The sequence below is a fragment of the Streptomyces sp. IBSBF 3136 genome, from assembly GCF_036815105.1.
Classification (GTDB): Bacteria; Actinomycetota; Actinomycetes; order Streptomycetales; family Streptomycetaceae; genus Streptomyces.
Genome location: NZ_JAJSZC010000067.1, coordinates 39,717 through 65,974, shown reverse-complemented (window position 1 = coordinate 65,974; position 26,258 = coordinate 39,717). Strand labels below are relative to the sequence as shown.

The following is a 26,258-nucleotide window of genomic DNA, read 5'->3' as shown; positions in this document are numbered from 1 at the left end:
ACCTCCACCACCCCGAAATCGCCATGAACGAACACGAAGCCCACCTCCCCACCAGGTCCATCGGCGAAAACCGCCGATGAGCGATCCGCGCCCTGAAGTGGCCGCCGATCCGCAGTGCTTGGCTATGCCGACTCCCTTCCTCCCGCGAGCCGGCGATGCCACCAAAGATCAGGGCGCCATTGCCTGTCATAGGCGAAAGGATCAGGCAGGGTGCGCCTGAGATAGGCGGCATCGAGGGACGCCACTTGCTGTTCGAGTTCGGCGCGGGCCCGGACCGGCAATCGTTGCAGGACATCCTCAAGCACGTCGCGGGCGTGTCTCACATCGGCGAAGGAACACCCCCGGCACGAACACTCCGCGACCTGCGGGTAGCGGGGGCGACGCCCCGGCGGCGCCAGAAAGGCTCGATAGCGCCGAAGCGCGCGGTCGGTGGCACCGACGAAAAGGTAGTAGTCGCCCGAGAGATACTCCGCTCGGTGTATGGCCAGACTCGTGCGAGCGGAGAGTCCATGGATTCGAGCCGGAGGCAAGCCCCCGCCTGAGCGAGGACGGCTCGGCTTTGCGCGCAGGGCCGGTTACGCGGCATGTGCCTTTCGGTAAGTGGTCACACCGCCATAATGCCAGCCTGGACCTCCCGGCAGCGAGGCTCAAGGGCAAGTCACGTCGGGGGCGGTGCCGTGCCGCGTTCGATGGCGCTCATGCCGCCCACGCGATCGCACGCGAAAAGCCGACGGCGTCGACGGTCATCCCGGGATACTGGCCGCCATGGATGAGGTCGAGGTCGTCGTGGCCCATTCCGAGCGCGCGACCCTGCGCGTCGGCGACGTGTTCCTGAAGGTGGACGCCGATCAGGCACGTATCGACGTCGAGGTCGAGGCCATGGCCCTGGTGCCGGTCCCGACCCCGGAGGTCCTGTGGCGCAAGCCGCCCGTACTCGCTGTCGCCGCGGTCCCGGGGACCGCGCTCGGCCGGCTCGGCGAGCCGTCGACCGCGTCTCCGACGGCGTGGGCCGCTGCGGGTGCCGCCATGCGAAAGTTGCACGACGCTCCGTTGCCGTCCTGGGCCGGTCGGGCCGGCCGGGACCTGGACGAGTTGGCGGCGGACCTCGACGGCGAGTGCGAGTGGCTCGTGAGGAACGGCGTCCTGCCCGCCGGTCTGGTCACCCGCAACCGCCAGGTCGCCGAGGCGGCGTTCCGGCCGTGGACCCCGGTGTTCACACACGGCGATCTGCAGGTCAGTCACGTGTTCGTCGACGGTGAGGAGATCTCGGGCATCATCGACTGGTCCGAGGCGGGCCAGGGCGATGCCCTGTACGACCTCGCCACCTTGACGCTCGGACACGAGGAACATCTTGGCAACGTGGTCGCCGGCTACGGCACCGACGTCGACCTCGACGTGATCCGCGCGTGGTGGTCGTTGCGGAGCCTGCTGGCGGTTCGCTGGCTGGCCGAGCATGGCTTCGACCCGTCCGCGCCGGGCTGCGAGGTCGACGTGCTGAGGTCCCGGATGTGAGGCTGGGCGAGCCAGGCTGTACCAAGGCGCGCCGATGCACGCATAGAGCAAGCCGCCTGATTCTGCGGTGGGATGGGGCCGCGTTGAGCTGCGGACACCCGAGCACCGACGGGCCTTCGCACCGGTGATCAGCGGTCTGCGCCGGCTCACCGCAGCCGGTCGACCGGCACCACCGCACTGTTCGGCTGGAGCACCAGGTCGCGCTGGTACCAAGTGCCCGACTTGCCGCCGAGATGGGACGGGTCGGCCGGGCCGACGGGGACGAACCCGGCTTTGGTCAGCACCTTCCGGGACGCGACATTCTGATCGGCGGTGGCCGCCCGCAGTGTGCGCAGCCCGTACTCGACCGCCGCCAGTGGGCACAGTTCCCGGACGGTCGCGGTCGCCACACCGCGGCCGGTGACATGCTGCGCGACCCGGTAGCCGAGTTGCGCTGTGTGGTCCTCGATGTCGACCAGGTTGAACCTGCCGAGTACCGAGCCGTCTTCGGCGACGAGCACATGGAAGGCGCAGATGCCGGCCTCCTGCTCAGCCAGCAGGGCGTGGTACCTCTCGGTGAACTGGGCGAAGAACGCGTCGCCGCGGTCCGACACCGAGTCGGCGAAGTAGGAGCGATTCGCCAGCTCGAAGGCCAAGACCGCCGGTGCATGGCCGACTTGCAGTCGCTTCAGCTCGGGCATGGCCCAAGCCTACCGAGGTGGCCACGCCTGCTGAGTTGGCTGGGGGCGAAGTGGCAGAGGCCGCTGAAATCGCCGTCGTGCCGCAGGAGCGGCACGACGAAGGGCGCGGCGCGGGTTCGTTCGGTCAGGTGGCTCTCACCGGTGTTTGATGCCCGCGTCGGCGCCCGGGGCGAGGACGGGCTCTGTGACGGGGGCGTCGCCCAGGGCCTGGTCGATGGCGGCCAGCAGGTCGTCGGAGAGTTCGACACCGGAGGCGGCGGCGTTGGCGTGCACCTGCTCGGGACGGGAGGCGCCGGTGATCGCGGATGCGACCTCGCTGCGGCGCAGCACCCAGGCGAGGGCCAGGGTGGGCAGGCTCATCCCGGCCTCCTCGGCGATCGGGGCGAGGCGCTGGACCGCTTCCAGGGCCGCGTCGCTGTAGACGAGGTCCTTGGAGACGGCCATGGTGTCGCTGGCGAACCGGCTGCCCTGCGGTGCCGGCTGCCCTGGCTTGTACTTCCCGGTCAGCACACCCTGGGCCAGCGGGGACCACACGATCTGGGAGATGCCGTTGGCGGCCGACAGAGGGAAGACCTCGGCCTCGGGGGCCTGCCACAGCATGGAGTACTGCGGCTGGGAGGAGACGAACAGCTCGGGGCCGGCGATGTCGATCGCCGCCTGGATCTGCTCCGGGGTCCACTCGCTGAAGCCCAGGTAGCGGGCCTTGCCCTGCTGAACGACCTTCTGGAACGCCTCGATCGTGTCCTCGACCGGCACGGACGGGTCGAAGCGGTGGGCCTGGTAGAGGTCGACGTAGTCGGTCTTCAGGCGGCTCAGGGACGCGTCGATCTGCTTGGCGATCTGCGTCGGGGACAGGCCCTGGTCGGCCGGGTCGTCGGACATCCGGCCCCAGACCTTGGTGGCCAGGACGTAGGAGTCGCGCGGGCGGGTGGAGAGGATCTCGCCCCACGCCGTCTCGGCCGCACCCCGCCCGTAGACGTTGGCGGTGTCGAAGAAGTTGATGCCGGCCTCGAAGGCCGCCTCGGTGCAGGCGCGGGTCGCGTCCGCCTCCACTCCGCCGGAGTACGTCAGCCAGGATCCCAGCGAGATCTCCGAGACCTCCAGGTCCGAGCTGCCCAGCTTGCGGTAGCGCATGATTGCTCCCTCAGGTGTACACGGGCTGTGCGAGTGCCCCGCCAGAGGCGGCGTAGTGCCTGCCGCCGGGCAAGGATGGAAAGCTGCGCTTCGGTGGGGTGGACGACCATGCCGGCGTGCCCCCGCCCCGCTGGTCGCTCCGACCCAGCGAGGCGACGGCTCCGGCTCCGGCTCCGGCTCCGGCTCCGGCTCCGGCTCCGGCTCCGGCTCCGGCCATGATGCCCCGGTTCTAGTCGCCGGTCGTGCCGTCCAGCATCTCGCGCAGGATGTCCAGGTGGCCGTTGTGGCGGGCCGTCTCCTCGGTGAGGTGGAGGAGGATCCAGCGCAGGTCGACGCGGAGGCCGTCGCGGACGGCTCGTTCGGCCTGTTGGTCCAGGGCGTGCCCGGCGACCAGTTCGCGGTAGCGGTTGCTCTGTTCGGCGTACTCGTCGAGCAACCGCGTGAGCGGGAAGTCGACGGCGATACGCATCTCGCGGTCGGGGTCCTCCTCGGTCCAGGGTCCCTGGTCTTCCTCGCCGAGGAAGACCACCTGGAACCAGTAGTACTCGACCCAGCGGAGGTGGTTGATCACTCCGCTCATGGTCATCAGCGGTGAGCCGGGCAGGAGCGCCCGGCGTGCGTTCTCAGGGGAGACGCCGTCGCACTTCACGCGGGCTGTGTCGCGTGCGTAGTCGAGGAACGTGGTGAGCTGGGTGCGCTCGTCCCACGCGGGAGGCATGTCGTCGATTCTGGTCATCGGGTCAAGCGTCCTCGATCACCGCAAGTGATGTCGAGGCATTTGTCGGCGGCCCCGGTTTGCGGCCCCGGCTCCTGATGCACGGACGTGATGGCGGGTGACTCGGCTGTGCTGCGCTATCGGATGACCTCGCCCGGGCGGCCCAGCGTCACGGGAAGCTCCCGCATCGTGATCGGCAGACCGGCGTTGGTGGTCGAGGCCCAGCCGGACCGACCCGTCGTCGAGCCGGGTGACAGCCTCGCCGTGTCACTGACCCTACGCAACACCGGCGACATGCCCGCCCGTGGAGTCGCCCTCTTCATGAACACGCGTGAGGCCTCGCTCCGGCCGACAGACACGCCAACTGCCGCTATCGGGGTAGCACTTCAACGTGGTGTCGGCTGCCGGCCGCCGATGTGGTCATTCCCACGGTGGTGTCCTCCCCCTACGAGTTCGAAAGGGACGAGGAAATGATCGACCAGGAGTGCTGCGCCCTCGCCCCGGACGGTACCCCGCTGACCTCTCCGTCCGGGAAACAGCCGTGGGGAGGACGGCGACCTTCCCCTTCACGCTCCGGATCGACAAAGGTGGCGCCCATTCCGGTGGGCGCGTCACCGTCTCCGACGGCGACGCCGAGCGCCCCAGCCATGACACCACGCCCGCCGACGACACCGCTCAGGTGGCGGTGACTGTCTGGCGCGGCCCCTCTGCGTGACCTGGGCAGACCGGGGCGCTCCCCGGCTCAGCGCAGCCGAATTACCCGGCCGTCATGGAGAGCAGGGCCTTGCGTGCCTCTTCCGCGCGCGGAGAGCCCAGCGCGGTGTACAGGGACAGCGCCTGCCGGAGGTGGTCGATGGCCTCTGCCCGCTCGCCTCTGGTCTGGTGGACGAGGGCTGTGCCGATGTGGGCGCGGGCCTGTTCCTCCTGTTCCCCGATCGCACGGGCCACCTCCAGCGCTGACGCGTGCGCTTCCAGGGCCCCGGTGAGTCGTCCGCTCCCGTGCAGGGCCTCGCCCAGGCCGTTGAGCGCACCCGCTTCCCCGTAGGGTTCCCCGGTCCGGCGGAAGAGGACGAGGGCCTGACGTTGGTGCTCGGCGGCCTCCTCGTGGCTGCCTTGACGGGCCAGCGCGTTTCCCAGGTTGGACAGCGCGTGCGCCTCTCCCCCGGTGTGCCCGAGCCGCCGGAAGAGGGCGAGTGCCCGCTCGAAGCGCTCAGCCGCGGCCGCGTGGTCGTCCAGTCGCGCCAGTACGATCCCCAGGTTCCCGAGAGCGCTGGCCTCACCGAACGCATGGCCCGTCCGCCGGTACAGCGCCAGCGCTTGCTGATAGCGCTCGATCGATGCCTGGTAGTCCTCCAGCAACTCCTGCACGATTCCCAGGTTGTTCAGTACGTCGGCTTCACCGTGGGCGTCACCGGCCGCGCGGAACAGCTCGACCGCGCTCTCGTGGTGCTCGGCGGCCTCGCGGTAGCGGCCCTGCAACTCGTGGAGCACGCCCACGTTGGTGAGGTGACGCGCCTCCCCCGCCGCGTACCCGACCCGACGGCACAGCGCCAGCGCCTCCGCGTGATGCCGGTGAGCGTTCTCGTAGTCTCCGAGTCGCCGGTGGACCGCGCCGACGCAGGCGAGGACGTCGACTTCACCCCGGGTGTCCCCCACCTCACGGGCCGCCCGCAGGGCATGCGTGTGAACGGCCAGCGCGTCGGCGAAGTGCCCCGAGCGCTCGTAGTGGCGATGGAGCGTGGTGGCGATCCGCACGGTGTGCCGGGACGGCCCGGGCTCCTCGGTCCGCGAGCACAGTGCCACCAGTGTGTGCTGCGCGGCGCGCAGCCACGCGCGGCACTCGTCAGCCGTACGCAGCGGCGGCAGACCGGTGACGGACACGTCGACGGCGGGCCGCAGATGCCGTTCGGCGGGATACAGCAGGTTCATGGCCGCCGCCGACGCCGCCAGACAGTGGTCCAGCAGCCGGGTCAGGGCGGCGTCGCGCTCCGCGGCCTCGTCATGCAGGATCCCGAGCTCCGCGGCGTAGGCGCGCAGCAGATCGTGCATGCCATGGCGGCCGGGTCCGGTCCGGTGCACCAGGTGCGCACGGGACAGGACGTCCAGGGACCGACGGGTGCGTTCCACGGTCTCGCCTGCCATGGCGGCGGCCGCGTGCACATCCACGTCGGGCCCCGGGTGCAGGCCCAGCAGCCTGAACAACCGTGCCTCGTGCGCGGGGAGGCGGTCGTACGACCAGGAGAACACAGCCCGAACGGCGGCCCGTGGATCTCCGTCCGTGGAGTCGAGGAGGTCCAACCGCCTGCGGTGGTCGTGCAGTTCCTCCACCAGATGGGCCAGGGGGTCCTCGGGACGTGACAGCGCAAGTTCGGCAGCCACCCGCAGGGCCAGGGGCAGCCGGCCGCACTGCTCGGCCAGCGCGGTGGCCGCCGCCCGGTCCGCGTCGACGCGCGGCCCGATCAGGGCCCGCAGCAGGGCCAGCGCCTCGTGCGGGGAGAGGACGTCCAGGACCACTCGGTGCGCCCCGTGCAGCGACACCAGGGACGACAACGAGTCCCGGCTCGTGATCACCACCTTGCAGGTCGGGCTTCCGGGCAGCAACGGGCGTACCTGCGCGGCGGAGGCGGCATTGTCCAGGAGGACGAGCAGCCGCCGTCCGTCGACCGCCGTGCGGTAGCGCGCGGCTCGGTCGTCGAGCCGTAGCGGTATCTCCTGGCCGGGCACCCCCAGGGCGGTGAGGAATCCGGCGAGGGCCTGAGCGGCGGAGACCGGCTCGTCCGGGTCGTAGCCTCGCAGGTCGACGTAGAGCTGCCCGTCGGGAAACGCCTCACGCGTCCGGTGCGCCCAGCGCACGGCCAGCGCGGTCTTGCCGACACCCGCGACACCGGAGACGGCGGAGACGACCACTGCCGACCCGCCTTCCGCGGCGTCCTCGGCGACAAGACACCGCGTGAGTTCGGCCAGCTGCTCCTCCCTCCCGCTGAAATGACTTGTGGCCATGGGGAGTTGTGCGGGCACTGGTGCGAGGGGCTGGGCGGGCGCGCCGGCGACGACCGCACCGGTTCCGCCGCCCGGCGTCTCCTCCCGTCCGGCGCCGCGCAGCAAATCCTCGTACTCCGACCGCAGTTCGCGGCTCGGGGTCACACCCAGCTCGGAGTCGAGCCGTCGGCGGATCCCGGTGTACGTGTCCACCGCTTCGGCCGTTCTTCCGGTGGCGGCCAGACTCCGTATGACCAGGACGGCGAGCGGCTCGCACAGCGGGTGCTCCGCCAGCAAGGGCTGCAGGACCGCGGGCACTTCCGCGGCTCTCTCCAGCCTCAGTCGGGCACGGGCCCAGGTGAGCGCCGTTTCCACGCGTTCCTGCGTCCACGCGGTCCGCGTGCGCTCCGCCCACGCCCCCGGCATCCCCGCCAGCGGCGTACCGCGCCACAACCGCAGCGCCTCCTCCAGGACTTGGGCGCGGCGCGCGTCGGACAGGTGGGGCTCGCGTCCCTGCGCGGCGAGCGAGCGGAAACGGAGCAGGTCTACGGCGTGCTCGTCCGCCTCCAGCACGTAGCCACCGGAAGACCGCCCGATGCGGAGCGGCACCCCGGGAGTCTCCATCTCCTGATCGCCCGCCATGGACACCGCACGGTCAAAGAGCCGGCGCAGACGGCTGATGTGCGCGTAGAGGGCCGACCGGGCCCCGTCGGGCGGGGTGGTGTCCCAGACCCGGTCCACCAGGGTGCTCACGGCGACAGGTCGGCCGGTGTCCGCCGCCAGCGCCGCGAGGACCGCTCGGCGGCGCGGCTCCCCCACCTCGATCACGCGCCCGGCGGCGCGCAGTTCCAGGGGTCCGAGCAGGTGCAGGTGCAGGTTCATCGTGCCTCACGTCGGCTGGGCGAGGGAACGGGCGGCCTGGGGGGAGTGTTCGTCCGCCGAGCAGGAGTCGGCATTCCGACAGCCCTCCGTCATTCGCTCCGGGGCTGCCGCAGGACAGCCGTCACAAGGTTTCCGCAAGGTTCACCGTAGATCCTCGACTTACGTGCCGGCAGGCGGATCACGGCAAGCACTGCGTGCCGAGGAGAAGCCTGATGCCCGCTCATGGAGCCTCTCGTGAGCGACGTCCCCTCCTGTCCTGCCGGCAGTCGCGTCAGACATGACCGAGCCGACGCAACGAGAGAAATGGATTTGTCATGCGCAAGATGATGTCTCGGGCCAACCGGGCCGCCGTCGCCGTCGTCGCCACCGCCTTCATGGCGTCCGGAGCGGTCGTCGCGGGGGCGACGAACGCCGCCGCGGACGGCTGCGTGGGTCCCCTGTGCGGTGCGGTGAAGAACAGGACCGGCGAGACCATGCACTACACGATGAGTCTCGGCGAGGGCCCCCACTACTGCGACGTGTGGAACTGGGGCGGCGGGACCGGGAGCGAGTTCAAGCACGCCAAGTGCAGGCAGGAGTCGTTCGGCAACGGAACGCGGGGTGGCAACGGCACCGGCAAGGACGTCGACGCCTTCACGTTCGCCTCCCACGGCTACCACGAGCGGTTCTCGCGGGTCGGCACCTGGCACTGGCGGGCGAAGGGCGTCTGGACGAAGATCCGCAGCGGGGAGATCGGGGACTGCGGTATCGGCGACGGCAACGAGGTCTGGTGCACCGTGCTCGTGCAGGCCTGAGTCGGTCTCCGAAGGCGGCGGCACACGCGGGGATGCCGCCGCCTCTCGGCATGGTCCGGACGGGAAGCCCGAGCGCCTGTCCGGCGACTCTCGGTCAGACACCGTTTCCGATGGTGGCTCTGCCTCATCCCTCCTGCACGACCCGTATGGCTGCGTTCCATGACCGGGATGAACTGCGGGGGCATCCCGCATTGGCCCGCCGTGGGGACCGCCCCTAGCAGGCCCCGAGGTCTTCCCAGACGCCCCACTGACCCGTGGTGCCGGGCCTGTCGCCCGTCACCCACCACTTGGCGCGCCAGTTGTGGCCGCCGTACGTCACGGTGTCACCGCCGTTGTAGACCCGTGTGGCGTCCCAGGCCGGCGCGGTGCAGGTGCCGCTTCCTCCGCCGCCGTTGCCACCGCCTGTGCCGCCGCCCGTGCCACCGCCGTTGTCGCCACCGATGTTGACGTCGACGCAGGAGTAGAACGCGTTCGCGGTGTCAGCGATGTTCCAGACGGCGAGCACCTTCTGGCGGCCCGTGAAGCTGCCGAAGTTCACCTGCTGGCTGACGTCCGCGGCCGGCTGCTGGTTGTGACCGTCGAACTCGGCGATCTTCTGACCGCCGATGAAGTACTGCCAGTTGGCGGTGGAGTGCCGGGCCGTGTTGTGCCACGTGAACGTCGCCGTCGTGCCGACCGGGGTGACCTTCCAGCCCTTGCTGTCGTTGTCGAGCTCGGCGTACTCCGCATGCCCGCCGCTGCAACTCTGCAGACCCTTCGGCCCCTCGACGCTCTGCGGTTCGTACTTGATCTGACCGCAGTCGACGACGCCCTCGGCGCACTGTTCCTGCCGGCTCGTGGGCAGCGTCACCCAGCCATGGGCACTGGCGGAGCTCGCCGGAAGACTGACGGCGAGGGCGGGTGCGACCAGCGCGCCGATCGCGACAGCCGCTCGTCTCTTCGTGTTCATGCCATGTCCCTTCGTTCGGGGCGTTCGGAACCCATTCAGGTGGAGCCCGGCCCTGCCGCTCGCATGCGGTGCGCGGTGCAGGGCCGATGGAGCGTGGCGCGGACCCGTGTGCGGTGACCGGGACCGTCACCGCGGGGCAGGGGAAGGCCCAGCACAGGTCTGGACCTGACGGGGATTAGGTCTGGATTAGGTCTAGACCATAGCCACGCAGTCGGCTCGGTCAAGTGCGCCCACCGAGAAGTGCAAGGGAATCCAAGGAAAATCCAGCGATCATTCCCGGAATCGCACACTCCGGACCTTTTTGGAGTCTTGGTCTAGACAAGCTCCACTTGGGTGCACCAGACTCACGCGGCGCTCCCCATCGAGAACGGCGACGAACCGGCGGCCATGTTCTGCTGGTCATTCCTGCTCATCGCCGTTCTCGGACCGGGCCGTTGGGCACTGGCCTCCCTGTCCCCTTCCCGCCGGCGGTTCGAAGCGGGGCCGACCGGTTCGACGTGGTCCCGGGACACTCCGACATCCGTGTGAGCCGACGGTCGACGTCACCGCCGACCCTCGCCGAGCATGGCGCGTCCGCTGACGTGACCTGGTTCAACGTTCGAGCGTGGTCCAGTCCGCCGACGGGTGCCCTGTACAGGGAGGGGGCGCCCGGCGGCCTCGAATTGGTCTAGTCCCTTCTTGGTCCAGACCATTGACCCGCCTCTTGGCGGCCGCTATTCCAGTAGGCGGCAACTCCCTGTCCGAGCAAGGACCTTGGCCATTCCCTCCCCACACCAGGACTGACATGAGACGAGTGCGTTCCTTCCGTGCGGCCCTCGCCGCAGCCGCCACCGCAGCGGCCGCTCTGGGCCTCGCCCTCACGGGAACCGGCACCGCCCAGGCCGCGACACCACTGCCGAACCACGTTTTCGCCCCCTACTTCGAGGCCTGGACCGGAGAGAGCCCCGCCGCCCTGTCCGCCCAGTCGGGCGCCAAGCACCTGACGATGGCGTTCCTGCAGACCGCCTCCAAGGGCTCCTGCACGCCGTACTGGAACGGCGACACGAGCATGCCGATCGCCGCCTCGACCTTCGGCACCGACATCAAGACGATCCAGGCCAACGGCGGTGACGTCATCCCCTCGTTCGGGGGTTACACGGCCGACACCACCGGCACCGAGATCGCCGACAGCTGCACCGACGTCCAGCAGATCGCCGCCGCGTACGAGAAGGTCATCACCACCTACGACATCTCGCGGCTCGACATGGACATCGAGGTCGACTCGCTCGACAACACCGCCGCCATCGACCGCCGCAACAAGGCCGTCAAGCTGGTCGAGGACTGGGCGGCGGCCAACGGGCGCAAGGTGGAGATCTCCTACACCCTGCCGACCACCACGCACGGCCTCGCGGACAACGGCGCGGCGCTGCTGCGCAACGCGGTCAGCAACGGCACCCGGGTCGACGTCGTCAACCTCATGACGTTCGACTACTACGACAACCAGGCCCACGACATGGCGCAGGACACCCAGACCGCCGCCCAGGGCCTGTACGACCTGCTCGCCCAGCTGTACCCGGGCAAGACCCCGGCCCAGCTGTGGAACATGGTCGGCGTCATCGAGATGCCGGGCGTCGACGACTTCGGCAAGGCGGAGACCTTCACCCTGGCCAACGCCCGGACCGTGTACGACTGGGCGGTCTCCAAGGGCATCAACACCCTGTCGTTCTGGGCACTTCAGCGGGACAACGGGAGCTGCGCGGGCGGGGCCGCCGCGGACAACTGCTCGGGCATCCATCAGAACACGTGGGACTTCACGCGCATCTTCGCGCCGTTCACCGGCGGCACCACCACCCCGTCCAACGACTTCTCCGTCGCGCTCAGCCCGGCCTCCGGGTCCGTGACGGCCGGCCAGTCCGCCACGGCCACCGTGAAGACGGCCGTGACGAAGGGTGACGCCCAGAGCGTGAAGCTCAGCGTCAGCGGGGCCCCGGCGGGTGTCACCGCCTCCCTCAGCCCGACATCGGTCACCGCGGGCGGAACCTCCACGCTCACCCTGGCCACCACCTCGGCCGCGGCCTCGGGCACCTACACCGTCACCGTGACCGGCGCGGGCACCTCGGGCAGCCACTCGGCGACCTACTCCCTGACCATCACCGGCGGCTCCGGCAACCAGTGCACGGACGCCCCGTGGGCCAAGGACAAGGTCTACACCGGCGGCCAGAAGGTCTCGCACAAGAGTCACGTCTGGAAGGCCAAGTGGTGGACGACGGGCGAGGAGCCCGGCACCACCGGCGAGTGGGGCGTCTGGCAGGACCTCGGCGCCTGCTGAACCTCCCGGCCCACGGGGCGGCCGTGCTGGTCGCAGACCTCGGCGAGGGGCTGCGACCAGCACGGACTACCTGCCCTCCCGTGTCGGCAGCGTCGGCGGGATCACCCTCGGCCTCACCGTCAGCATCGGCGATCCGACCAGCCCCGCCATCGGCAGCCTCGCCGACGCCGCGTCCCGGCGGACGGCCCTGACGCCCCTCGCGGCGATGCCGGTACCGAGCGGGCTGTGGCTGCGCACCCTGCCCGAGCCCGACCGGCGGTTCGTCGCTCAGGCCGACTCATCGACCACCTTCGCCAGGAACTGGTCGAAGAGATCCGCCTGGTACAGGATCGCGCCCTGTTCGACGGGGATCCGGTACCCGTTCACTTCGGCGGTCGGCGTGCCCGGGCCCTCGTGTCCGTTGTAGTGACCGGCGGCAGCGAACGACTTCTCCGAAGCGTCCACGAACGCCTGGTACTTCACGGATCTCACAGCCGATTCGAAGGACGGCGTGCGCAGCCCCTCCACCTTGCCGGCCAGTTGCAGCAGCCGCGCGTCCGTGTAGCCGTCCTCCTCCTCGGGGGGCTGGTTCAGGTAGAGGACGGTGTGGTACTCGGCGAACTTGCCTTCCTTCAGCGCGGCTCGCAGCGCGTTGACCGCCTTCTTCGACCCGCTTCCTCCCAGCCGTCCGTCCAGGAAGGACGCCATGGTGTACTCGACCTTCACCTTGTGCGTCAGCACCCACTTGGTCAGGACCGGGCCACCGCCGGTGGTCTCGAACTGCCGGCAGTAGGGGCAGCGCGGGTCTTCGAAGAGGTGCACGGTCACCCGCGCGTCGGGGTCGCCCACCACGACGGTCGCGCCGTCGGGCTCCACCTGCTCGGGCACGTCGGCCACGCGGGTGTAAGCGGGCTTGTCCCCCGCGTGTCGCTCTCCGCCGTCCGCCGCGACCGGATGCCGAGCACCGCAGCCCAGCACCGTCGCACCGAACCCCAACACCAGCACGGCTGTGATCAGCCGTCCACCCCCACGCTTCACGCCCGTCAACCCCCTGTATGCGTCTTGGACACGCGAGAGTAGGGCATCCGCGGAAGGGCCGCGGCTGCGGGGCTCCTTCCTTTTCCCCGGATGCGCGGAGGTTCGACGTGCCGCGCGGCTGTGGAGGTGCTGCGAACTCGGGCGCCCCGTAGGGCCGAACCGGCCGTCTTGACGGAGGAGTAAGCGCGTTTTCCGGCCAGTACTCACAGGTAGCCGCATGCGCACCAGGGCGGTGGGGGCATGATCGCGGTTGTGTTCAGCGAAGACAAGCCCTGCTGCGTGAAGTGGGAGATCCTGATGCACGAGCGCTTCAGCGACGTGTGGATCTGCAAAGGCTTCGGCCGCGCCAGCACCGGCGCGGATCCCACCGAGCTGGGCAGGGCCGTGCTTGCCGCGTACCTCGCCGGGCGGCCCACCCGGGGTGAAACGTTCCGCGTCGTCGTCCGGACCGACGACGGCGGCCAGTTCGTCATCACTCCCGGCCAGCTCGCCGACCCCGGCTGGAAGGCGGACCCCGCCATCTGCCGGGAACTGCCCGTATACCTCCGCAACGCCCTCGCCTGAACCGGCACGCCCGCTTTCCTCCGATCCCGCAGGCGCGCATCGAACGGGGTGCCGCGGGTACTCAGCGCCGGGTACGACACACACGTATCGCCTGGAGGTACCTGATGGGCAAGCTGGGAGACATGGCGAACAAGGCCAAGGAGATGGCGAAGGGCCACCCGGACCAGGCCGACAAGGGCGTCGACAGTGTCGAGCGGATGGTCGACGAGCGTACGGGGGACAAGTACGACGCGCAGACCGACAAGGCCGCCGACGCGGTGCGCCGATCCTACGGCGGCCGGGAGATGACGGAGCGCTGATCCCCGCGGCACCCGGAACCGGGCCCCGGCGCGCGGCGTCGGGGCCCGGTCGCGCTCCGGGCGTGAAGCGCCGCCGCGCCCGCGTCATCGGCCACGTCGGCATAGGGTGAGCGGGGCGGGACGAGTGGAGGGGGCGCACGATGCACGACGGAAAGACGCCGGCGCAGCAGGCCCTGGAGCGTTCCTGGTCCAGCCTTGACCATGTCGGTTTCACCGTCACGGGATTGTCCATCGAGCACCGTCCCGACCGTACGGTGACGTTGGTGTACGCCCTCACTGTGGAACGTCCGGGCCATCCGCACGAAAGCTGGGCGGTCGCTCTGCCCTGGGACGACAAGTCCTTCGCGGACGTGTTCACTTCGCCCGCGCCGGACCCTGACCGGTTGCGGCAGCTCGTCCACGTCGTCCGCGCCTTGCTGGAAGAGTGGTGGGACACCAAGGGCCGCAACAGGCGGTCGGCGAGGATGGGCCGGCGGATCTCCTGAGTCGGCGTCGCCGCCGCTGCTGGTGATGGCGCCGGCCACCACGAGGCGCCTTGGATTCGGTTACGCCGACTCGCGGGTGCGTGTGCGGGTCACCGGGATCCACAACTGCGCGTCGGACTCGGTCGGGGTGTCCCGCGACGGGCGGGTGCGCAGGATCTCGGGACCCGGCCGGTACTCGTACGGGTTGGACGGGATCCACTGGGCGGCCACGTCACCCCACATCCGCTGCAGCGCCTGCGGGAACGGGCCGGTGTTCTCGAAGACGGCCCAGGTTCCCGCCGGGCACTCCAGCACGTCGAGGTCCTCGGGCAGCTCGGCGGCATGGGTCACCACGGCGTGGTGGTATTCGAGTTCACTGCCCTCCTCGAAGCCGTCCGAGAGGCGTACGGTCGCCGACACCACGCCCTCCGGTTCCTGGTCGGAGAGGCCGGCGATGCGCAGCATCGTCTGCGGCGAGATGCTCCGGACGTGCTCGGCGATGTACGGGTTGACGCCCTGGTGGATCAGCGGCACGCGGGCCTTCTTTCCGACGACCCGGAATGCTTCCTTCTCCACGATGCGGTACCGCATGGTGCTGTTCCCTTCGACGGTGAGGCGGAAGGACAGCCGGGGCTGCGAGTTCAGGGCCGCACCGGTGCGCCTGGCCTCGCCGGGACCGACACCGTGCACCGCGCGGAACGCCCGGGCGAACGCCTCCCCCGAGGTGTATCCGTAGCGGATCGCGATCTCGAGCAAGGTCGGCTCCCCGGCCAGCACCTCGGCCCCCGCGACGGTGAGCCGCCGGCGTCGGACGTACTCCGACAGCGGCATCCCCGCCAGTGACGAGAACAGCCGCCGGAAGTGGTACTCCGACGTCACCGTGATCCGGGCCAGCGCGGACACCTCGATGGGGTGGTCGAGGTGATCCTCGATGTGCTCCATCGCCTGGTTCAGCCGATCCAGCAACCCCGGCCTCCTTTCCTTTCGATCACCCACGTTAGGAACGGCCGGGCCTGCCGTACCCGACATCCTGTGCCCGTTCCGGTCGGGTGCGGCAGGACCGCCTGGCTCGTGCCCCTTCGCCTGGGCGGCGCCCGGCCGGCAAGCCTGGCGCCGCGCCCGTGGACGTCAGGCCGTCGAGGTGACGGACCTGCGGAGGTGCCGGGCGAAGAACCGTACCGCGCTGTCGGCCTCGAAGCGCGGCAGCTCCTTGTGCCTGCCCGAGTTCACGTGCAACGACTTCTCCTTCGAGGCGAAGGCGTCGAACAGCGCGAGACCCTCCTCGCGCGAGATGTGCTCGTCGTCCCACTGCATGTCGAACTCGATCGGAACGGTGATCCGCCTCGCCTTCTCTGCCAGGACGTCGGGCCAGTGCTGGCCGAAGACGGCAGCCGCGATCCTGGGTTCGGACGCCACGAACGGTATGCCGATCGCGGTTCCCATGTTGATGCCCCAGAAGCCGACCGGCCCTTCGGTGCCGATCTCCGGGAGTTGCTGGAGGGCGTCCAAGGTCGCCTGGTACTCGGGTACGGCGAGCTTCGCCAGGTGGTCGTTGTAACGCACGACGATCGGGCCCTCCGGCTCGCCCGCCGCCCTGGCCCGGAACAGCTCGGCGATCTCCGCCTCGTCGTGTGCCGTGCGCGGCCGGTCGCCGTGACCGGGCGCGTCGATGACGGCGACGTGGAAGCCGCAGCCGGTCACGAGGAGGCGGGCGCGGCCGGACATCGCCGGGTGCTTCTTGTGGTTACCGCCGCCGTGGGCCAACAGGACCAGGGGCGCACCGTCGGCCGCGTCGGAGGCCGGTGACCAGAGGACGCCTGGGACGTCGCCCACGGTGAAGTCGCGTTCGAGCACACCGTTCGTCGACGACTCGGCGGTGACGCGCAGAGAGTGCAGAGGGTACATGGGTGTTGCCCTTCAGGAGTGCCTTGTCGGAGAGGCGCTCCCGGCGACACCTGCGTCAGTCGCCGGCCGTGACGGCAAGAGGGAGCACCCACGTCGATACAGCGTTCACGGGTCTCACCTCCTCGGACGGTGTCACGGTTCACCTGGAAGCTAGCAGCCCGGTGATCACCGCTCAACTCATTTCCCGCAGCACGGTGCGGATCACGTGCCGGGCGTTGAGTGCCATCGCCGGGTTCGTGTCGCGGTAGTAGGGCAGGGCGATCAACGCCTGGGAGAGCGTTCGCCCTCGGCCGCGGGTCCAGGTCTCGTCGTCCACGCCCAGCGCGGCGCGGTAGACCTCCCTGGCCTTGGCCGGCAGCAGGTTCCACGCCGGGAACAGGTCGCAGGCCGGATCGCCCGTTCCCAGGCACCCGAAGTCGATGACCGCGCTCAGCCTGCCCCCGTCCACCAGCAGGTTGCCGGGCATGAGATCGCCGTGCAGCCACACGGGCGGCCCGTCGCCGCCGGGGGTCCTCAGTGCTTCCTCCCACACCGCCGCGGCGGCATCACAGGCGACGCCCTCCTCGGGGATGCGGCGCAGTTCCTCGATCCCCGCACGGGTCTCCACGTCCAGCGAGGCGAGTGGCCCCCCGCGGTGGGCCGCCGGGGCACCGGGCAGGGTGATGCTTCGCATCGCCGCCACGAAGGCGGCCAGATCCTCGGCGAGCAGCACCGGCTCGGACAGGGACCCCACCTCGGGAGCGGCTCCCGCGAGCCACCGGTAGACCGACCACCGCCACGGATATCCCTCCGCCGGCTCGCCCTCGCCGAGCAGTTCGGGGACGGCCGTGGGCAGGTGCGGCGCGAGCCTGGGCAGCCACGTCCGCTCCCTCATCACGTCGTCGGCTCCGCCCCGCACGAGCGGCAGACGTACGACCATGCCATCGCCCAGCCGGAACATGGCGTTCACTGTGCCGCCGGACGCCAGGCGCTGGACCGGCAGTCGCGCCCATCGCGGGAACTGCCCGGCGATCAGCCGCCGTACGAGGCCGGCGTCGACGGGATGCATGTCCGGGTGCATCTGCCTAGTGTTCATGGCACGTCATCCGACCTTCGGACACCCGCGGGCGTCAATCGCTTTTGCGGTGGCATCACTTGTCCGGCGGGACGAAGGCATCAGGCCGCGACCTCGCGCTCCACGGTCACGAAGTGAGCCTGTCGTTCCGGCGGCCACCAGGTGACATTCAGCCGCAGTACACGCTGAGTCCTCTTTCTGTCAGCAGAGTTCCGCCTCGTGCCTACCTCACACTCGCGTGTCAGCGCCGCCTCCGTATGCGCCGCGGCTCTGACGTTCTCAGGACTGCTCGTCACGGGGGTGGTCGCCGCGCAGCCCGCGGCCGCCGCCGACCCGGCCGGCTACCAGAACGTCCGGATCAACGAAGTCACCTCGTCGGGCAACGACACGGTGGAGCTGTACAACGCCGGCTCGACCCCGGTGAGCATCAGCGGCTGGAAGATGTCCGACGACAGCTTCTCGGGGCAGTCGTTCAGCCCGTCGTCCAGCACGATCGCGGCGGGCGGTTTCGTCACGTTCAACTCGCCCAAGGGACTGGGCGACGCGGACAAGGTGGTGATCTACACGTCCGGTGGCACGGTGGTCGACCGCGTCGAGTGGGCCACCAACGGGGCGAAGCCCGCGATGGCGCGCTGCGGCGGCGACGGCACCGGGGCGTGGGTGCCCACGACCGCGGCGGCCACGTTCGGCGCCGCTAACGCGAGCGGCTGCCCGGCGACCGTCCCGGCGGCCGGCAACGTGCGGATCAACGAGGTAACCTCCGACGGCGCGGACACCGTGGAGCTGTACAACGGCGGGACGAGCGCGGTCAGTGTCGGATCGTGGAAGTACGTCGACAACGACACGACCCATTCTGCGGCGTCGGTCTCGTCCTCGTCGCCGAGCGCGACCAGCATCCCGGCCGGTGGCCGCGTCACCTTCAACTCCACCCTCGGCCTGGGCGACAACGACTCGCTTTTCCTCGTCGACAGCAGCGGCGACACGGTCGACTCGGTGACCTGGGCGACCGGTGGTGCCAAGCCGTCGGACGAGCGCTGCGCCGACGGCACCGGCTGGTTCCAGACCTCCGCGACCGCGACGCTCGGCAGTGCGAACTCCTGCTCGGGCAGCGGCGGTGGTGGCGGTGGCCAGACGGGCCGGTTGCTCGGTGGTGGAGGCTCGCTCACCAGCGGTTGCACGCCTGAGGCGCCCAGCGGAACGGGTACCACTCCGTCGGGCACGTCGGCATGGCCGGGCGGCCTGGACGTCACGATCGCCGACAACGTCTGCGCGTTCACCACGTCCACCGGTCCCGAGGGCCGCGATGTGAGCGGCCTGGCGTTCGACCCCGCGAACCCGTCGGTGCTGTGGGCGGCCAAGAACAAGAACTGGCTTTTCAAGCTGGTGAAGAGCAACGGCAAGTGGATTCCGGACGCGTCGTGGAGTGCTACCGGCAAGCAGATCCGCTTCGCGAGCGGCTCCGGCGAGCCGGACTCCGAGGGCCTGACCGTCGGTGCCAACGGCCACGTCTACGTGACCTCCGAGCGCGACAACACCGACAACACGGTGCCCAAGGACACGATCATGGAGTTCGACCCGGCCGCGACCGGCTCGACCCTGACGCCGGTCCACCAGTGGGACATGACCTCGCAGTTCCCGCAGTTGAACACCGGCAGCAAGGACGACGCCAACCTCGGCTTCGAGGGCGTCGGCTACGTGCCGGACAGCTGGCTGACCGCCAACGGGTGGGTGGACCCGCGCACCGGTGCGGCCTACAACCCGGCGAACTACCCGCTGCACGGCTCGGGCCTGTTCTTCGCCGGCCTGGAGTGGGACGGCTCGCTGCACGTCTACGGCCTCAACTCCGACGGCACGTTCACCACGTTCACCACCATCGCGACCGGCAAGGCCTCCGTGATGGACGTGCTGTTCGACGCCGGCACCCAGCGACTCGTCGCCACCTGCGACAACACCTGCGGTGAGACGCACACCTTCATGAAGGTCAACGCGAGCGGCGCGATCGTGCCCGACGTGACCTACACCAACCCCACTGTCATGCCCACCGACAACCTGGAAGGCTTCGCGATCGCGCCGACCTCGACCTGCGTCAACGGCTCCCGCGAAGCGGTCTGGTCCGATGACGGTATCTACGGCTTCGGCTCCGGGACCTCCTCCAACGGGCACGCCCTGTACAGCGGCACCTTCCCCTGCTGAGCGCAGCGGGCGGAGAGCGGACGTCCACGGACCGTCCTCGGCCTGAACCCGAGCCGTAGCAGAGGCCGTTGGGCCCCATGAGCGGTACCCGACGAAGAAGCTCCCGGCGAGCGGGGTGGCGACCAGGCCACCCGCGCCTGCCGGGAGCTTCGGCCGTCCGGGCCCGAAGGCGCCGGCCTGGGGCCGGTTGTGAAAGTGGACTCGTCGCCCGACCACTTTCACACCCGGCCCTACGCGCCGGGCTCCGTGCCGCCGGGGCGGGGTGGGCGCTCGGCCGTGGCCGCGGTCTGCTGGGCGAGGAGGCCGGTGACCAGGGTGAGCGGGGGCCAGGTCAAACGGCCGTGACGTGCGACGGCGTAGGCACGCATGGTCACGAGCGGGCCGGTCAGCGGCACCAGGCGCACCCCGGGGAAGGTGGGGATGTTCATGGGTAGCAGTCCCACCCCGAGTCCGGCGGTGATCATGCCTTGGACCAGGTCGAGACTGTCGGCCCGGTGGGTGACGCGGGGGGTGAATCCTGCCATGGAGGCCAGGGTCCGGATCACCGTCTCGTCCGCGGTGTTACGGGAGTTGACGACCCAGTCCTGTGTGCGGAAGCGGGCGAAGACGTCCAGGGTGTCCGCCGGGTCCGGCACATCGGCGCCCGCCGGGACGCCCAGCCCCCAGGGAGTTGTCCACAGGGCGGTGGTGTGCAGCGCCGGGTCCGCGTCGGCGGGGGCCAGGTTGTAGTCGTAGGTGAGGGCGAGGTCGGTCTCGTCGGCGGCGAGCAGTTGCATGGCCTCCGGGGGTTCGTGCTCACGGATGAGGACGTGCAGCCGGGGGTGGCTGACGGCCAGGTCTGTGAAGAGGGGCAGGAGGTGGTCGCGGATGGCGGTCGCGTAGCCGGCCACTCGTAGGGTTCCGTTGGGTTCGGCGCCGGGGGCGAGGTCCAGACGTGCGGTCTCGACGGCCGAGAGGATCACCACGGCGTGTTCGGCCAGGCGGCGGCCGGCCGGGGTGAGCCGCACCCGCCGGCCGTCCGGCTCGATCAGGTCGGCGTCCATCTCCCGCGCGAGAACCGTGAGTTGCTGCGAGACGGTCGAGGTGGTGGTGCCCATCGCCTCGGCGACCGCGCGCATCGATCCGAGCCGGGACAGTTCCACCAGAAGCCGCAGACGCCGTGTCTCCATCCCTGCATTGTTCAGTATCTTCGAACGGAATGTCCATGATCCGCACGTGGACACGAACGGTGGTCGGGGTTTTCACTGGGGGCCATGAGTTCGTTCAAGCCATCACGCCCGTCCCGTCCGAGCGGTGCGCGGGCCGGGTTCGTGATGGCGGTCGCCTCCATGTCCACCGTCCAGCTCGGCTCGGCGCTGACCGTTCCCCTGTTCGACCGGCTCAGCGCGCTGGGCACGGCGGGGCTGCGCCTGGGCTGGGCCGGGCTGCTCCTGCTCGTCCTCGTCCGGCCCCGTCGCCGCGACTTCGCCCCCGGGGACCTGTCGGCCTGCGTCGTGCTCGGCGGCGCGACCGCGGGCATGATGATGTTCTTCATGCTCGCCCTCCCCCACCTGCCGCTGGGCACCGCGAGCGCGCTGGAGTTCCTCGGCCCGCTGGCAGTCTCCCTTTACGGGCCCGGGCATGGCCGACGGGTGTGGACCGCCGCGGCAGCGATCGGCGTCGTACTGCTGACCGAACCCTGGCACGGCGGCCTCGACCTGCTCGGTACGGGTTACGCGCTTGCCGCCGCCGCCTGCTGGGCCGCCTACATCCTGCTGACCCAGCGCGTCGGCGACCGCGTCACCGGCCTGAAGGGCCTGGCCGTCTCACTGCCCGTCGCCGCGCTGATCGGCACGCTCATCGCCGCGCCCACCCTCTCGACCCGCGTGACCTGGCCGGCCATGTGGACCATGCTCGCCCTGGCCGTCCTGAGCCCGGTACTGCCCTTCGCCCTCGAATTCCTCGCGCTGCGCCGCCTGACCACCTCCGCCTTCGGCACCCTGATGAGCCTCGAACCGGCCATCGCGATGCTGATCGGCTTCCTCGTGCTCAGCCAGAAGCCCGGCCTGGCACCGGCGGCCGGAATCGCCTGCGTCGTCGTCGCGAGCATCGGCGCGACCCGCACAGGCGACCGCCGGACAGAGCCGTCGGCCGCCGCCACACCGGCCGGCGCCCAGCCCTGCGTCCAGAAAGTGTCCTGACCAGGGCAACGACCCACCGCGCCACGGGAGTCACACAGGCACCACAGGCGCACGTGGAGACCGTGCTTTCACGCACCGGAGGCGGTGCGCGCCGACGGCAGCGTCGGCGGGACGTCCGCGTGGAACCGCGTCTTCCCGGACCGCGTCCAGGAACGACGAAGCCCGCCGACCGGTCAGCCGGTCAGGTGTCGTTGCAGCCAGTCGGCGGCCGCGCGGCGGAAGAGGCGGCGGTTGTCGGCGCGGAGGAAGTCGTGGCCCTCGTCGCGCAGCGTGAGCAGTTCGGCGTTCAGGCCGCGTTCGCGGGCCGCCCGTACGAACTGCTCGGACTCCCCCGGCGGGACGTTGGTGTCGTGCTCCCCGTGCACGGCGAGCAGCGGCGCCCGCAGCGCGTCGATGCGGCTCATGGGCGAGAGCCGGCGCAGGAGTTCGCGGTCACGTTCGGGGTGGCCGTACTTGTGGGCCGCCGACTGGGCGAGCCACGGTTCGGTGCCCTGGAAGAACGTCGCGAAGTCCGACATGCCGCACACCGCGACGCCGGTGCGGAACAGGTCCGGGTGCCAGACCAGCGAGGCGAAGGTGAGGTAGCCGCCGTAGGAGCGGCCCATGACCGCGAGCCGGGAGGGGTCGGCCGATCCGCTCAGCACCACGTGGGCGGCGCAGTCCGCCACGTCGTCGATGGCGGCGAAGCGGCCTTCGCCCAGGTCCGAGTCGACGAACGACCTGCCGTATCCGGACGACCCGCGCACGTCGGGGGCGAAGACGTCCACCCCCCGGCCCACGATCTCGTGGTAGAGCGGTTCGAGGACGGGGCGCTCCTGGTCCTCGGGGCCGCCGTGGAGGTAGATGACACAGGGCGCCGGCTCCCCGGGGTTGCGACCGGGTGCGCGGTAGTACCAGCCGTTGAGCGGCACCCCGTCCCGCGCGGTCAGGCGGCGGTGCACGGGGCGTACGGGTGGGCGGCCCGGGGGAACGGCGTCCTCGTCCGCCGACGACCAGGGGGTACGCGCCATGGCCACTCCCCCGGGGAGCCACCAGATCCCGGGGCGCCGCTGCGATCCCGAGAGGGCCAGGAGCAGTCGTCCCGGGCCGGCGTCGACGATGCGGGTGACCACTTCGTGCGGCAACTCGAGCACGGGGCCGGACCGTTCGGGCGGGGCCCCCACCGTGAGGGGCGTGGCGCTCGTCGTATCGGGCGCGGAATCGGTCGTACGGAGCAGGGTCAGAGCCGATGTCGTACCGGCTGCGGTGTCCGCCGTGACGGACGCGGTTCCCGACGTGCCCGCCGTAGCCCCCGTCGCACCGGCCGGCGTGCCCGTGGCGCCGGACGGGGCGACGTCGAAGATCTCGACCTCGCTCGTGCCCCGGACGTTCCAGGCGAGGACGGCTGCGCTGCCGTCGTGGACGCAGCGCAGCAGTTCAAGGTCGCTGTCGTCCCGCGATGCCCGAACGGACCAGCCGCGCGGCTGCCCTTCCGGGTCGAGTTCGGCGGCGAGCAGGACCGCGAACTCGCGGTAGGCGTCGCTGCGCAGCCAGAGGGTGTCCGCGCCGGGTGAGAAGGCGCCGATCCACGGGTCGCCGTCGGCGACCGGCGTCACGCAGGTCGTCACGTGGTCGGTGGTGCGCAGGACCACGGCCTCGCGCCGCCCGCGGGGCCCCCGGCGCAGCAGTGCCAGGGTGCCGTCACGGCTGAGGTCGCACACGCGCAGCGTCGCCGCGTCCTTCTCGGTGGCGAGCAGTACGGGGGCGGTCAGCCCGTCCGGGTCGATGAGGTAAGCCGACAGTCCGTCGCCGAAGCCGGCCGCCGGGTAGGCGTGCGGGTCACCGAGAGCGCCGATCATCAGTGCCTCGGTGGTCGTCTGGGGTGACGCGGTGCCCGGTTCGCGGTCCGTGGGGGCTGAGGGCGGTGCGAGTCCGTGGCCGCCGGGCGGGGCCACGTCGAGACGTGCGGCGTCGAAGAGCACGGCATCGCCCATCGGGCCCTGCCCGTGCTCGGACAGCCGGTCCGTGGCCCGGCCGCCGCCGGTGAGAGCGGGCTCCGCCGTGGCCTCGGGGGTGGGCTCGGTGGGGACCGCGACGGTGACGGCGACCGCCGAACCGTCGTGTGCCCAGCAGCCCAGGTGGGCGGAGCTGCCCGGCTCGGCGCCGGCCATGATGTGGCGGTCGCTGCCGTCGGGCCGTACGCACAGCACCCGTTTCTGCTCCCCGCCCCCGGGGGCGGTGGTGTAGGCGATCCATCGCCCGTCGGGTGACCAGGACACCTCCCGGACGGGATCCGGTCCGTCGTCGAGCAGCCGCGGCGCGTCGCCGTCGACGGGACCAACCCAGAGCTGGGGTACGCCGCCCCGGTCGCAGATGAAGGCGACGTGGGTGCCGGCGGGGTCGGCCGAGGGGTACCAGCAGCCGTGGGCGATGAGCCGCGTCGTCGCCTCGCGCGGCCCGGAGGCGTCCGGGAGCGGGATGCGGGCGGGCGCCGCGAAGGCGGGGCCGCGGCCGTCGGGAGCTGGCGGGCGCGGCCCGCCGTCGAGTTTCGGGCGGCCGTCCGCGTCAGGCGGCGCCGGGTCCGCGGGGGCGTGGCTGTGGGCAGCGGTACCCCCGGCGGGGGTGCTCCGCGCCGGGGGACTCCCCGGAGGCGCGCCGCCCGCAGGGGCGGTCCCGGCAGGGCTGCTCCCGGCAGGGGCCCCGCCCCTGCCGGGTGCGCCCTGCGCGACGGCTTCCGGTCCTCCGGTCAGATTCCGTGCGTCTGCAGCCATATCTCCAGCAAAGCAAGTTGCCACAGCGCGTTCGCTCCGCGCTTGGTGCGGTGTCGGTCGGGTGCCGCCAGGAGTTCGGCGACGTAGCGGTCCTGGAAGATGCCGCGCCGTTTGGCCTCGGGGGCGTTGAGCGCCGCTCGCACCCTTTCCAGGACGGGTCCGGCCATGTGGGTGATCGCCGGGACCGGGAAGTAGCCCTTGGGGCGGTCGACCACCTCGTGGGGCAGCAGTTTGCGGCCGGCCTCCTTCAGGACGCCCTTGCCGCCGTCGGCCAGCTTCAGCTCCGGCGGGCAGGCGGCGGCCAGCTCGACCAGTTCATGGTCGAGGAACGGCACGCGGGCCTCCAGGCCCCAGTCCATGGTCATGTTGTCGACCCTCTTGACCGGGTCGTCCACGAGCATGACGTGGGTGTCGAGCCGCAGGGCGGCGTCGAGCGCGGTCTCGGCCCCCGGCACCGCCATGTGCTCGCGCACGAACCGGCGCGAGACGTCGTCCTCGGGCAGCATGTGCGGTTGCAGTATCGCGGCGAGGTCGGCGTGGGACCGGTCGAAGTACGTCTCGGCGTACCTCTCCGGCTCCTCCTCGCGGGCCGCGTCGGCCAGTCGCGGGTACCAGTGGTAACCGGCGAAGACCTCGTCGGCGCCCTGCCCGCTCTGGACGACCTTGACGTTCTTGGCCACCTCCTCGGACAGCAGGTGGAAGGCGACCGTGTCGTGGCTCATCATCGGCTCGCTCATCGCCGCGACCGTCGCGTCCAGGGCGCTCGACACGCGGTGCGAGGGGATGACCAGCTGGTGGTGGTCGGTGGCGAACTCCCGCGCGACCAGGTCGGAGTAGCGGAACTCGTCTCCGTCCGCGCCGCCTTCCGACTCGAAGCCCACGCTGAACGTCGCGAGGTCGCGCTGGCCCTCGTCGGCCAGGAGGGCGACGATCAGGCTGGAGTCCAGACCACCGGAGAGCAGGACGCCGACCGGCACGTCGGCGACCATCCGGCGGCGTACGGCGGTGCGCAGCGCGTCCAGCACCGCGTCCCGCCACTCGGTGGCGCTCATGCCCGCGTGCTCGGGACGGCGCGTGTACGACGGCTGCCAGTAGCAGTGCTCCCGGTGGCTGCCGTCCGGCTCCACGATCCGCACGGTGGCCGGGGGCAGCTTGCGCACCCCGCTCAGCACGGTGCGGGGCGCGGCCACGGTCGCGTGCCAGCTGAAGTACTGGTGCAGGGCGGCCGGGTCCAGCGAGGTGTCGACGTCGCCGGCCGCGAGCAGGGCGGGCAGCGAGGAGGCGAAACGCAGCCGCTCCGGTGTCTGCGCGAGGTAGAGGGGCTTGATGCCCAGCCGGTCGCGCCCGAGGACCAGCCGGCCGGTGCGGTGTTCGACGATGGCGAAGGCGAACATGCCGCGGAACCGGTCGACGCAGTCGGTACCCCACTGCTGGTAGGCCTTGAGGACGACCTCGGTGTCGGACGTGGAGCTGAAGCGGTGACCCAGGGCCTTGAGTTCGACGCGCAGGTCCTCGTAGTTGTAGATGCAGCCGTTGAAGACACCGGTGAGGTGCAGCTGGGAGTCGGTCATCGGCTGGTCCCCTCGCTCGGAGAGGTCGATGATCTTCAGTCGGCGGTGCCCCAGGGCCACGGCGCCCCGCGACCAGATGCCGTGTCCGTCGGGGCCGCGGGCGGCGAGACGGTCACTCATGCGTTCGACGGCCGCCAGGTCGGGCCGCGAGCCGTCGAAGCGCATCTCTCCGCTCAGGCCGCACATCCGGAACCACCTCCCCACTGCGCGTACGGGGCGCGCGCGTCGCACAGCGCTGCGCTGTGCGCGGGCCCGCCCGGCGTCATGTGGTCGGGACTGGTCGACACGGTGCTGTCTCTCCTTAGCGA

The 26,258-nt window shown here is 70.8% G+C and carries 21 protein-coding genes and 1 pseudogene; 9 read left to right on the top strand and 13 right to left on the bottom strand.

Annotation, left to right across the window (positions count from 1 at the left end):
- Window positions 1–190 (bottom strand): hypothetical protein (locus V7E45_RS17000; RefSeq protein ID WP_333775015.1); only part of this gene is annotated, 190 nt, incomplete at its 3' end.
- A 575-nt stretch (window positions 191–765) separates the two neighbouring features.
- On the opposite strand from V7E45_RS17000, the gene V7E45_RS16995 reads away from it, so the two are divergent.
- On the top strand, window positions 766–1,512 hold the full coding sequence (locus V7E45_RS16995; RefSeq protein WP_333775014.1) for an aminoglycoside phosphotransferase family protein: 747 nt from the start codon (window positions 766–768) through the stop codon (window positions 1,510–1,512).
- A 146-nt stretch (window positions 1,513–1,658) separates the two neighbouring features.
- Here V7E45_RS16995 and V7E45_RS16990 read toward each other — a convergent pair whose 3' ends face one another.
- From V7E45_RS16990 to V7E45_RS16975, 4 genes are all read right to left on the bottom strand, one after another.
- Entirely contained in the window at window positions 1,659–2,192 is a 534-nt protein-coding gene (locus tag V7E45_RS16990; protein ID WP_333775013.1) for a GNAT family N-acetyltransferase, read from the bottom strand.
- 135 nt (window positions 2,193–2,327) lie between these two features.
- Window positions 2,328–3,326, bottom strand: coding sequence for an aldo/keto reductase family protein (locus V7E45_RS16985; RefSeq protein WP_333775012.1), 999 nt, complete (start codon window positions 3,324–3,326; stop codon window positions 2,328–2,330).
- A 229-nt stretch (window positions 3,327–3,555) separates the two neighbouring features.
- Window positions 3,556–4,062 (bottom strand): DinB family protein, encoded by a 507-nt coding sequence (locus tag V7E45_RS16980; protein ID WP_333775011.1) that lies wholly within the window; start codon window positions 4,060–4,062, stop codon window positions 3,556–3,558.
- A gap of 735 nt (window positions 4,063–4,797) precedes the next feature.
- The gene (locus tag V7E45_RS16975) at window positions 4,798–7,902 is read right to left on the bottom strand and encodes an AfsR/SARP family transcriptional regulator (protein WP_333775010.1); all 3,105 of its coding nucleotides are present in this window, start codon (window positions 7,900–7,902) and stop codon (window positions 4,798–4,800) included.
- Between the two features lie 314 nt (window positions 7,903–8,216).
- Between V7E45_RS16975 and V7E45_RS16970 the strand changes: the two genes are divergently transcribed.
- Complete coding sequence (locus tag V7E45_RS16970) at window positions 8,217–8,696, top strand: hypothetical protein (RefSeq protein ID WP_333775009.1); 480 nt, start codon at window positions 8,217–8,219, stop codon at window positions 8,694–8,696.
- 214 nt (window positions 8,697–8,910) lie between these two features.
- Here V7E45_RS16970 and V7E45_RS16965 read toward each other — a convergent pair whose 3' ends face one another.
- Complete coding sequence (locus tag V7E45_RS16965) at window positions 8,911–9,645, bottom strand: lytic polysaccharide monooxygenase (RefSeq protein WP_333775008.1); 735 nt, start codon at window positions 9,643–9,645, stop codon at window positions 8,911–8,913.
- Window positions 9,646–10,429: 784 nt separating this feature from the next.
- Here V7E45_RS16965 and V7E45_RS16955 point away from each other — a divergent pair.
- Both V7E45_RS16955 and V7E45_RS16950 read left to right on the top strand, forming a co-directional pair.
- On the top strand, window positions 10,430–11,953 hold the full coding sequence (locus V7E45_RS16955) for a chitinase (RefSeq protein WP_333775007.1): 1,524 nt from the start codon (window positions 10,430–10,432) through the stop codon (window positions 11,951–11,953).
- A 64-nt stretch (window positions 11,954–12,017) separates the two neighbouring features.
- A pseudogene (locus V7E45_RS16950) lies at window positions 12,018–12,203 on the top strand (MFS transporter); the annotation flags it as partial.
- 17 nt (window positions 12,204–12,220) lie between these two features.
- Here the strand turns inward: V7E45_RS16950 and V7E45_RS16945 are convergent.
- The gene (locus tag V7E45_RS16945) at window positions 12,221–12,970 is read right to left on the bottom strand and encodes a DsbA family protein (protein ID WP_333775006.1); all 750 of its coding nucleotides are present in this window, start codon (window positions 12,968–12,970) and stop codon (window positions 12,221–12,223) included.
- A 240-nt stretch (window positions 12,971–13,210) separates the two neighbouring features.
- On the opposite strand from V7E45_RS16945, the gene V7E45_RS16940 reads away from it, so the two are divergent.
- From V7E45_RS16940 to V7E45_RS16930, 3 genes are all read left to right on the top strand, one after another.
- Complete coding sequence (locus tag V7E45_RS16940; RefSeq protein ID WP_333775005.1) at window positions 13,211–13,534, top strand: hypothetical protein; 324 nt, start codon at window positions 13,211–13,213, stop codon at window positions 13,532–13,534.
- Between the two features lie 104 nt (window positions 13,535–13,638).
- Window positions 13,639–13,833, top strand: a complete 195-nt coding sequence (locus V7E45_RS16935; RefSeq protein WP_333775004.1) for an antitoxin — start codon at window positions 13,639–13,641, stop codon at window positions 13,831–13,833.
- 140 nt (window positions 13,834–13,973) lie between these two features.
- Window positions 13,974–14,318 carry a hypothetical protein gene (locus tag V7E45_RS16930; RefSeq protein ID WP_333775003.1) on the top strand — a complete coding sequence of 115 codons (345 nt, stop codon included), beginning with the start codon at window positions 13,974–13,976 and terminating at the stop codon, window positions 14,316–14,318.
- Window positions 14,319–14,378: 60 nt separating this feature from the next.
- Here V7E45_RS16930 and V7E45_RS16925 read toward each other — a convergent pair whose 3' ends face one another.
- From V7E45_RS16925 to V7E45_RS16915, 3 genes are all read right to left on the bottom strand, one after another.
- The gene (locus tag V7E45_RS16925; protein ID WP_333775002.1) at window positions 14,379–15,263 is read right to left on the bottom strand and encodes an AraC family transcriptional regulator; all 885 of its coding nucleotides are present in this window, start codon (window positions 15,261–15,263) and stop codon (window positions 14,379–14,381) included.
- Window positions 15,264–15,425: 162 nt separating this feature from the next.
- Entirely contained in the window at window positions 15,426–16,193 is a 768-nt protein-coding gene (locus V7E45_RS16920; protein ID WP_333775018.1) for an alpha/beta hydrolase, read from the bottom strand.
- A 181-nt stretch (window positions 16,194–16,374) separates the two neighbouring features.
- Window positions 16,375–17,277, bottom strand: a complete 903-nt coding sequence (locus tag V7E45_RS16915; RefSeq protein WP_333775001.1) for an aminoglycoside phosphotransferase family protein — start codon at window positions 17,275–17,277, stop codon at window positions 16,375–16,377.
- A 198-nt stretch (window positions 17,278–17,475) separates the two neighbouring features.
- Between V7E45_RS16915 and V7E45_RS16910 the strand changes: the two genes are divergently transcribed.
- A complete protein-coding gene (locus tag V7E45_RS16910; protein ID WP_333775000.1) occupies window positions 17,476–19,449 on the top strand; it encodes a lamin tail domain-containing protein in 1,974 nt (657 codons plus the stop codon).
- A gap of 230 nt (window positions 19,450–19,679) precedes the next feature.
- On the opposite strand, the gene V7E45_RS16905 is transcribed toward V7E45_RS16910, so the two are convergent.
- The gene (locus tag V7E45_RS16905) at window positions 19,680–20,618 is read right to left on the bottom strand and encodes a LysR family transcriptional regulator (protein ID WP_333774999.1); all 939 of its coding nucleotides are present in this window, start codon (window positions 20,616–20,618) and stop codon (window positions 19,680–19,682) included.
- Between the two features lie 84 nt (window positions 20,619–20,702).
- On the opposite strand from V7E45_RS16905, the gene V7E45_RS16900 reads away from it, so the two are divergent.
- Window positions 20,703–21,629: an EamA family transporter gene (locus V7E45_RS16900; protein WP_333774998.1), complete on the top strand. Its 927-nt coding sequence runs from the start codon at window positions 20,703–20,705 to the stop codon at window positions 21,627–21,629.
- Between the two features lie 173 nt (window positions 21,630–21,802).
- On the opposite strand, the gene V7E45_RS16895 is transcribed toward V7E45_RS16900, so the two are convergent.
- Together V7E45_RS16895 and V7E45_RS16890 are read right to left on the bottom strand one after the other, a co-directional pair.
- A complete protein-coding gene (locus V7E45_RS16895; protein ID WP_333774997.1) occupies window positions 21,803–24,379 on the bottom strand; it encodes a prolyl oligopeptidase family serine peptidase in 2,577 nt (858 codons plus the stop codon).
- Window positions 24,355–26,136, bottom strand: coding sequence for an N-acetylglutaminylglutamine amidotransferase (locus V7E45_RS16890; protein WP_333774996.1), 1,782 nt, complete (start codon window positions 26,134–26,136; stop codon window positions 24,355–24,357). Before V7E45_RS16890 ends, V7E45_RS16895 begins: the two co-directional genes overlap by 25 nt.
- Window positions 26,137–26,258: the final 122 nt, after the last annotated feature.

Bases quoted from the DNA above. Each gene is read 5' to 3' on its own strand.
- V7E45_RS16895 (WP_333774997.1), bottom strand. From the start codon at position 24,379: ATGGCTGCAGACGCACGGAATCTGACCGGAGGACCGGAAGCCGTCGCG.
- V7E45_RS16955 (WP_333775007.1), top strand. From the start codon at position 10,430: ATGAGACGAGTGCGTTCCTTCCGTGCGGCCCTCGCCGCAGCCGCCACC.
- V7E45_RS16980 (WP_333775011.1), bottom strand. From the start codon at position 4,062: ATGACCAGAATCGACGACATGCCTCCCGCGTGGGACGAGCGCACCCAG.
- V7E45_RS16940 (WP_333775005.1), top strand. From the start codon at position 13,211: ATGATCGCGGTTGTGTTCAGCGAAGACAAGCCCTGCTGCGTGAAGTGG.
- V7E45_RS16890 (WP_333774996.1), bottom strand. From the start codon at position 26,136: ATGTGCGGCCTGAGCGGAGAGATGCGCTTCGACGGCTCGCGGCCCGAC.
- V7E45_RS16915 (WP_333775001.1), bottom strand. From the start codon at position 17,277: ATGAACACTAGGCAGATGCACCCGGACATGCATCCCGTCGACGCCGGC.
- V7E45_RS16935 (WP_333775004.1), top strand. From the start codon at position 13,639: ATGGGCAAGCTGGGAGACATGGCGAACAAGGCCAAGGAGATGGCGAAG.
- V7E45_RS16965 (WP_333775008.1), bottom strand. From the start codon at position 9,645: ATGAACACGAAGAGACGAGCGGCTGTCGCGATCGGCGCGCTGGTCGCA.
- V7E45_RS16900 (WP_333774998.1), top strand. From the start codon at position 20,703: ATGAGTTCGTTCAAGCCATCACGCCCGTCCCGTCCGAGCGGTGCGCGG.
- V7E45_RS16930 (WP_333775003.1), top strand. From the start codon at position 13,974: ATGCACGACGGAAAGACGCCGGCGCAGCAGGCCCTGGAGCGTTCCTGG.
- V7E45_RS16970 (WP_333775009.1), top strand. From the start codon at position 8,217: ATGCGCAAGATGATGTCTCGGGCCAACCGGGCCGCCGTCGCCGTCGTC.
- V7E45_RS16905 (WP_333774999.1), bottom strand. From the start codon at position 20,618: ATGGAGACACGGCGTCTGCGGCTTCTGGTGGAACTGTCCCGGCTCGGA.
- V7E45_RS16990 (WP_333775013.1), bottom strand. From the start codon at position 2,192: ATGCCCGAGCTGAAGCGACTGCAAGTCGGCCATGCACCGGCGGTCTTG.
- V7E45_RS16985 (WP_333775012.1), bottom strand. From the start codon at position 3,326: ATGCGCTACCGCAAGCTGGGCAGCTCGGACCTGGAGGTCTCGGAGATC.
- V7E45_RS16975 (WP_333775010.1), bottom strand. From the start codon at position 7,902: ATGAACCTGCACCTGCACCTGCTCGGACCCCTGGAACTGCGCGCCGCC.
- V7E45_RS16995 (WP_333775014.1), top strand. From the start codon at position 766: ATGGATGAGGTCGAGGTCGTCGTGGCCCATTCCGAGCGCGCGACCCTG.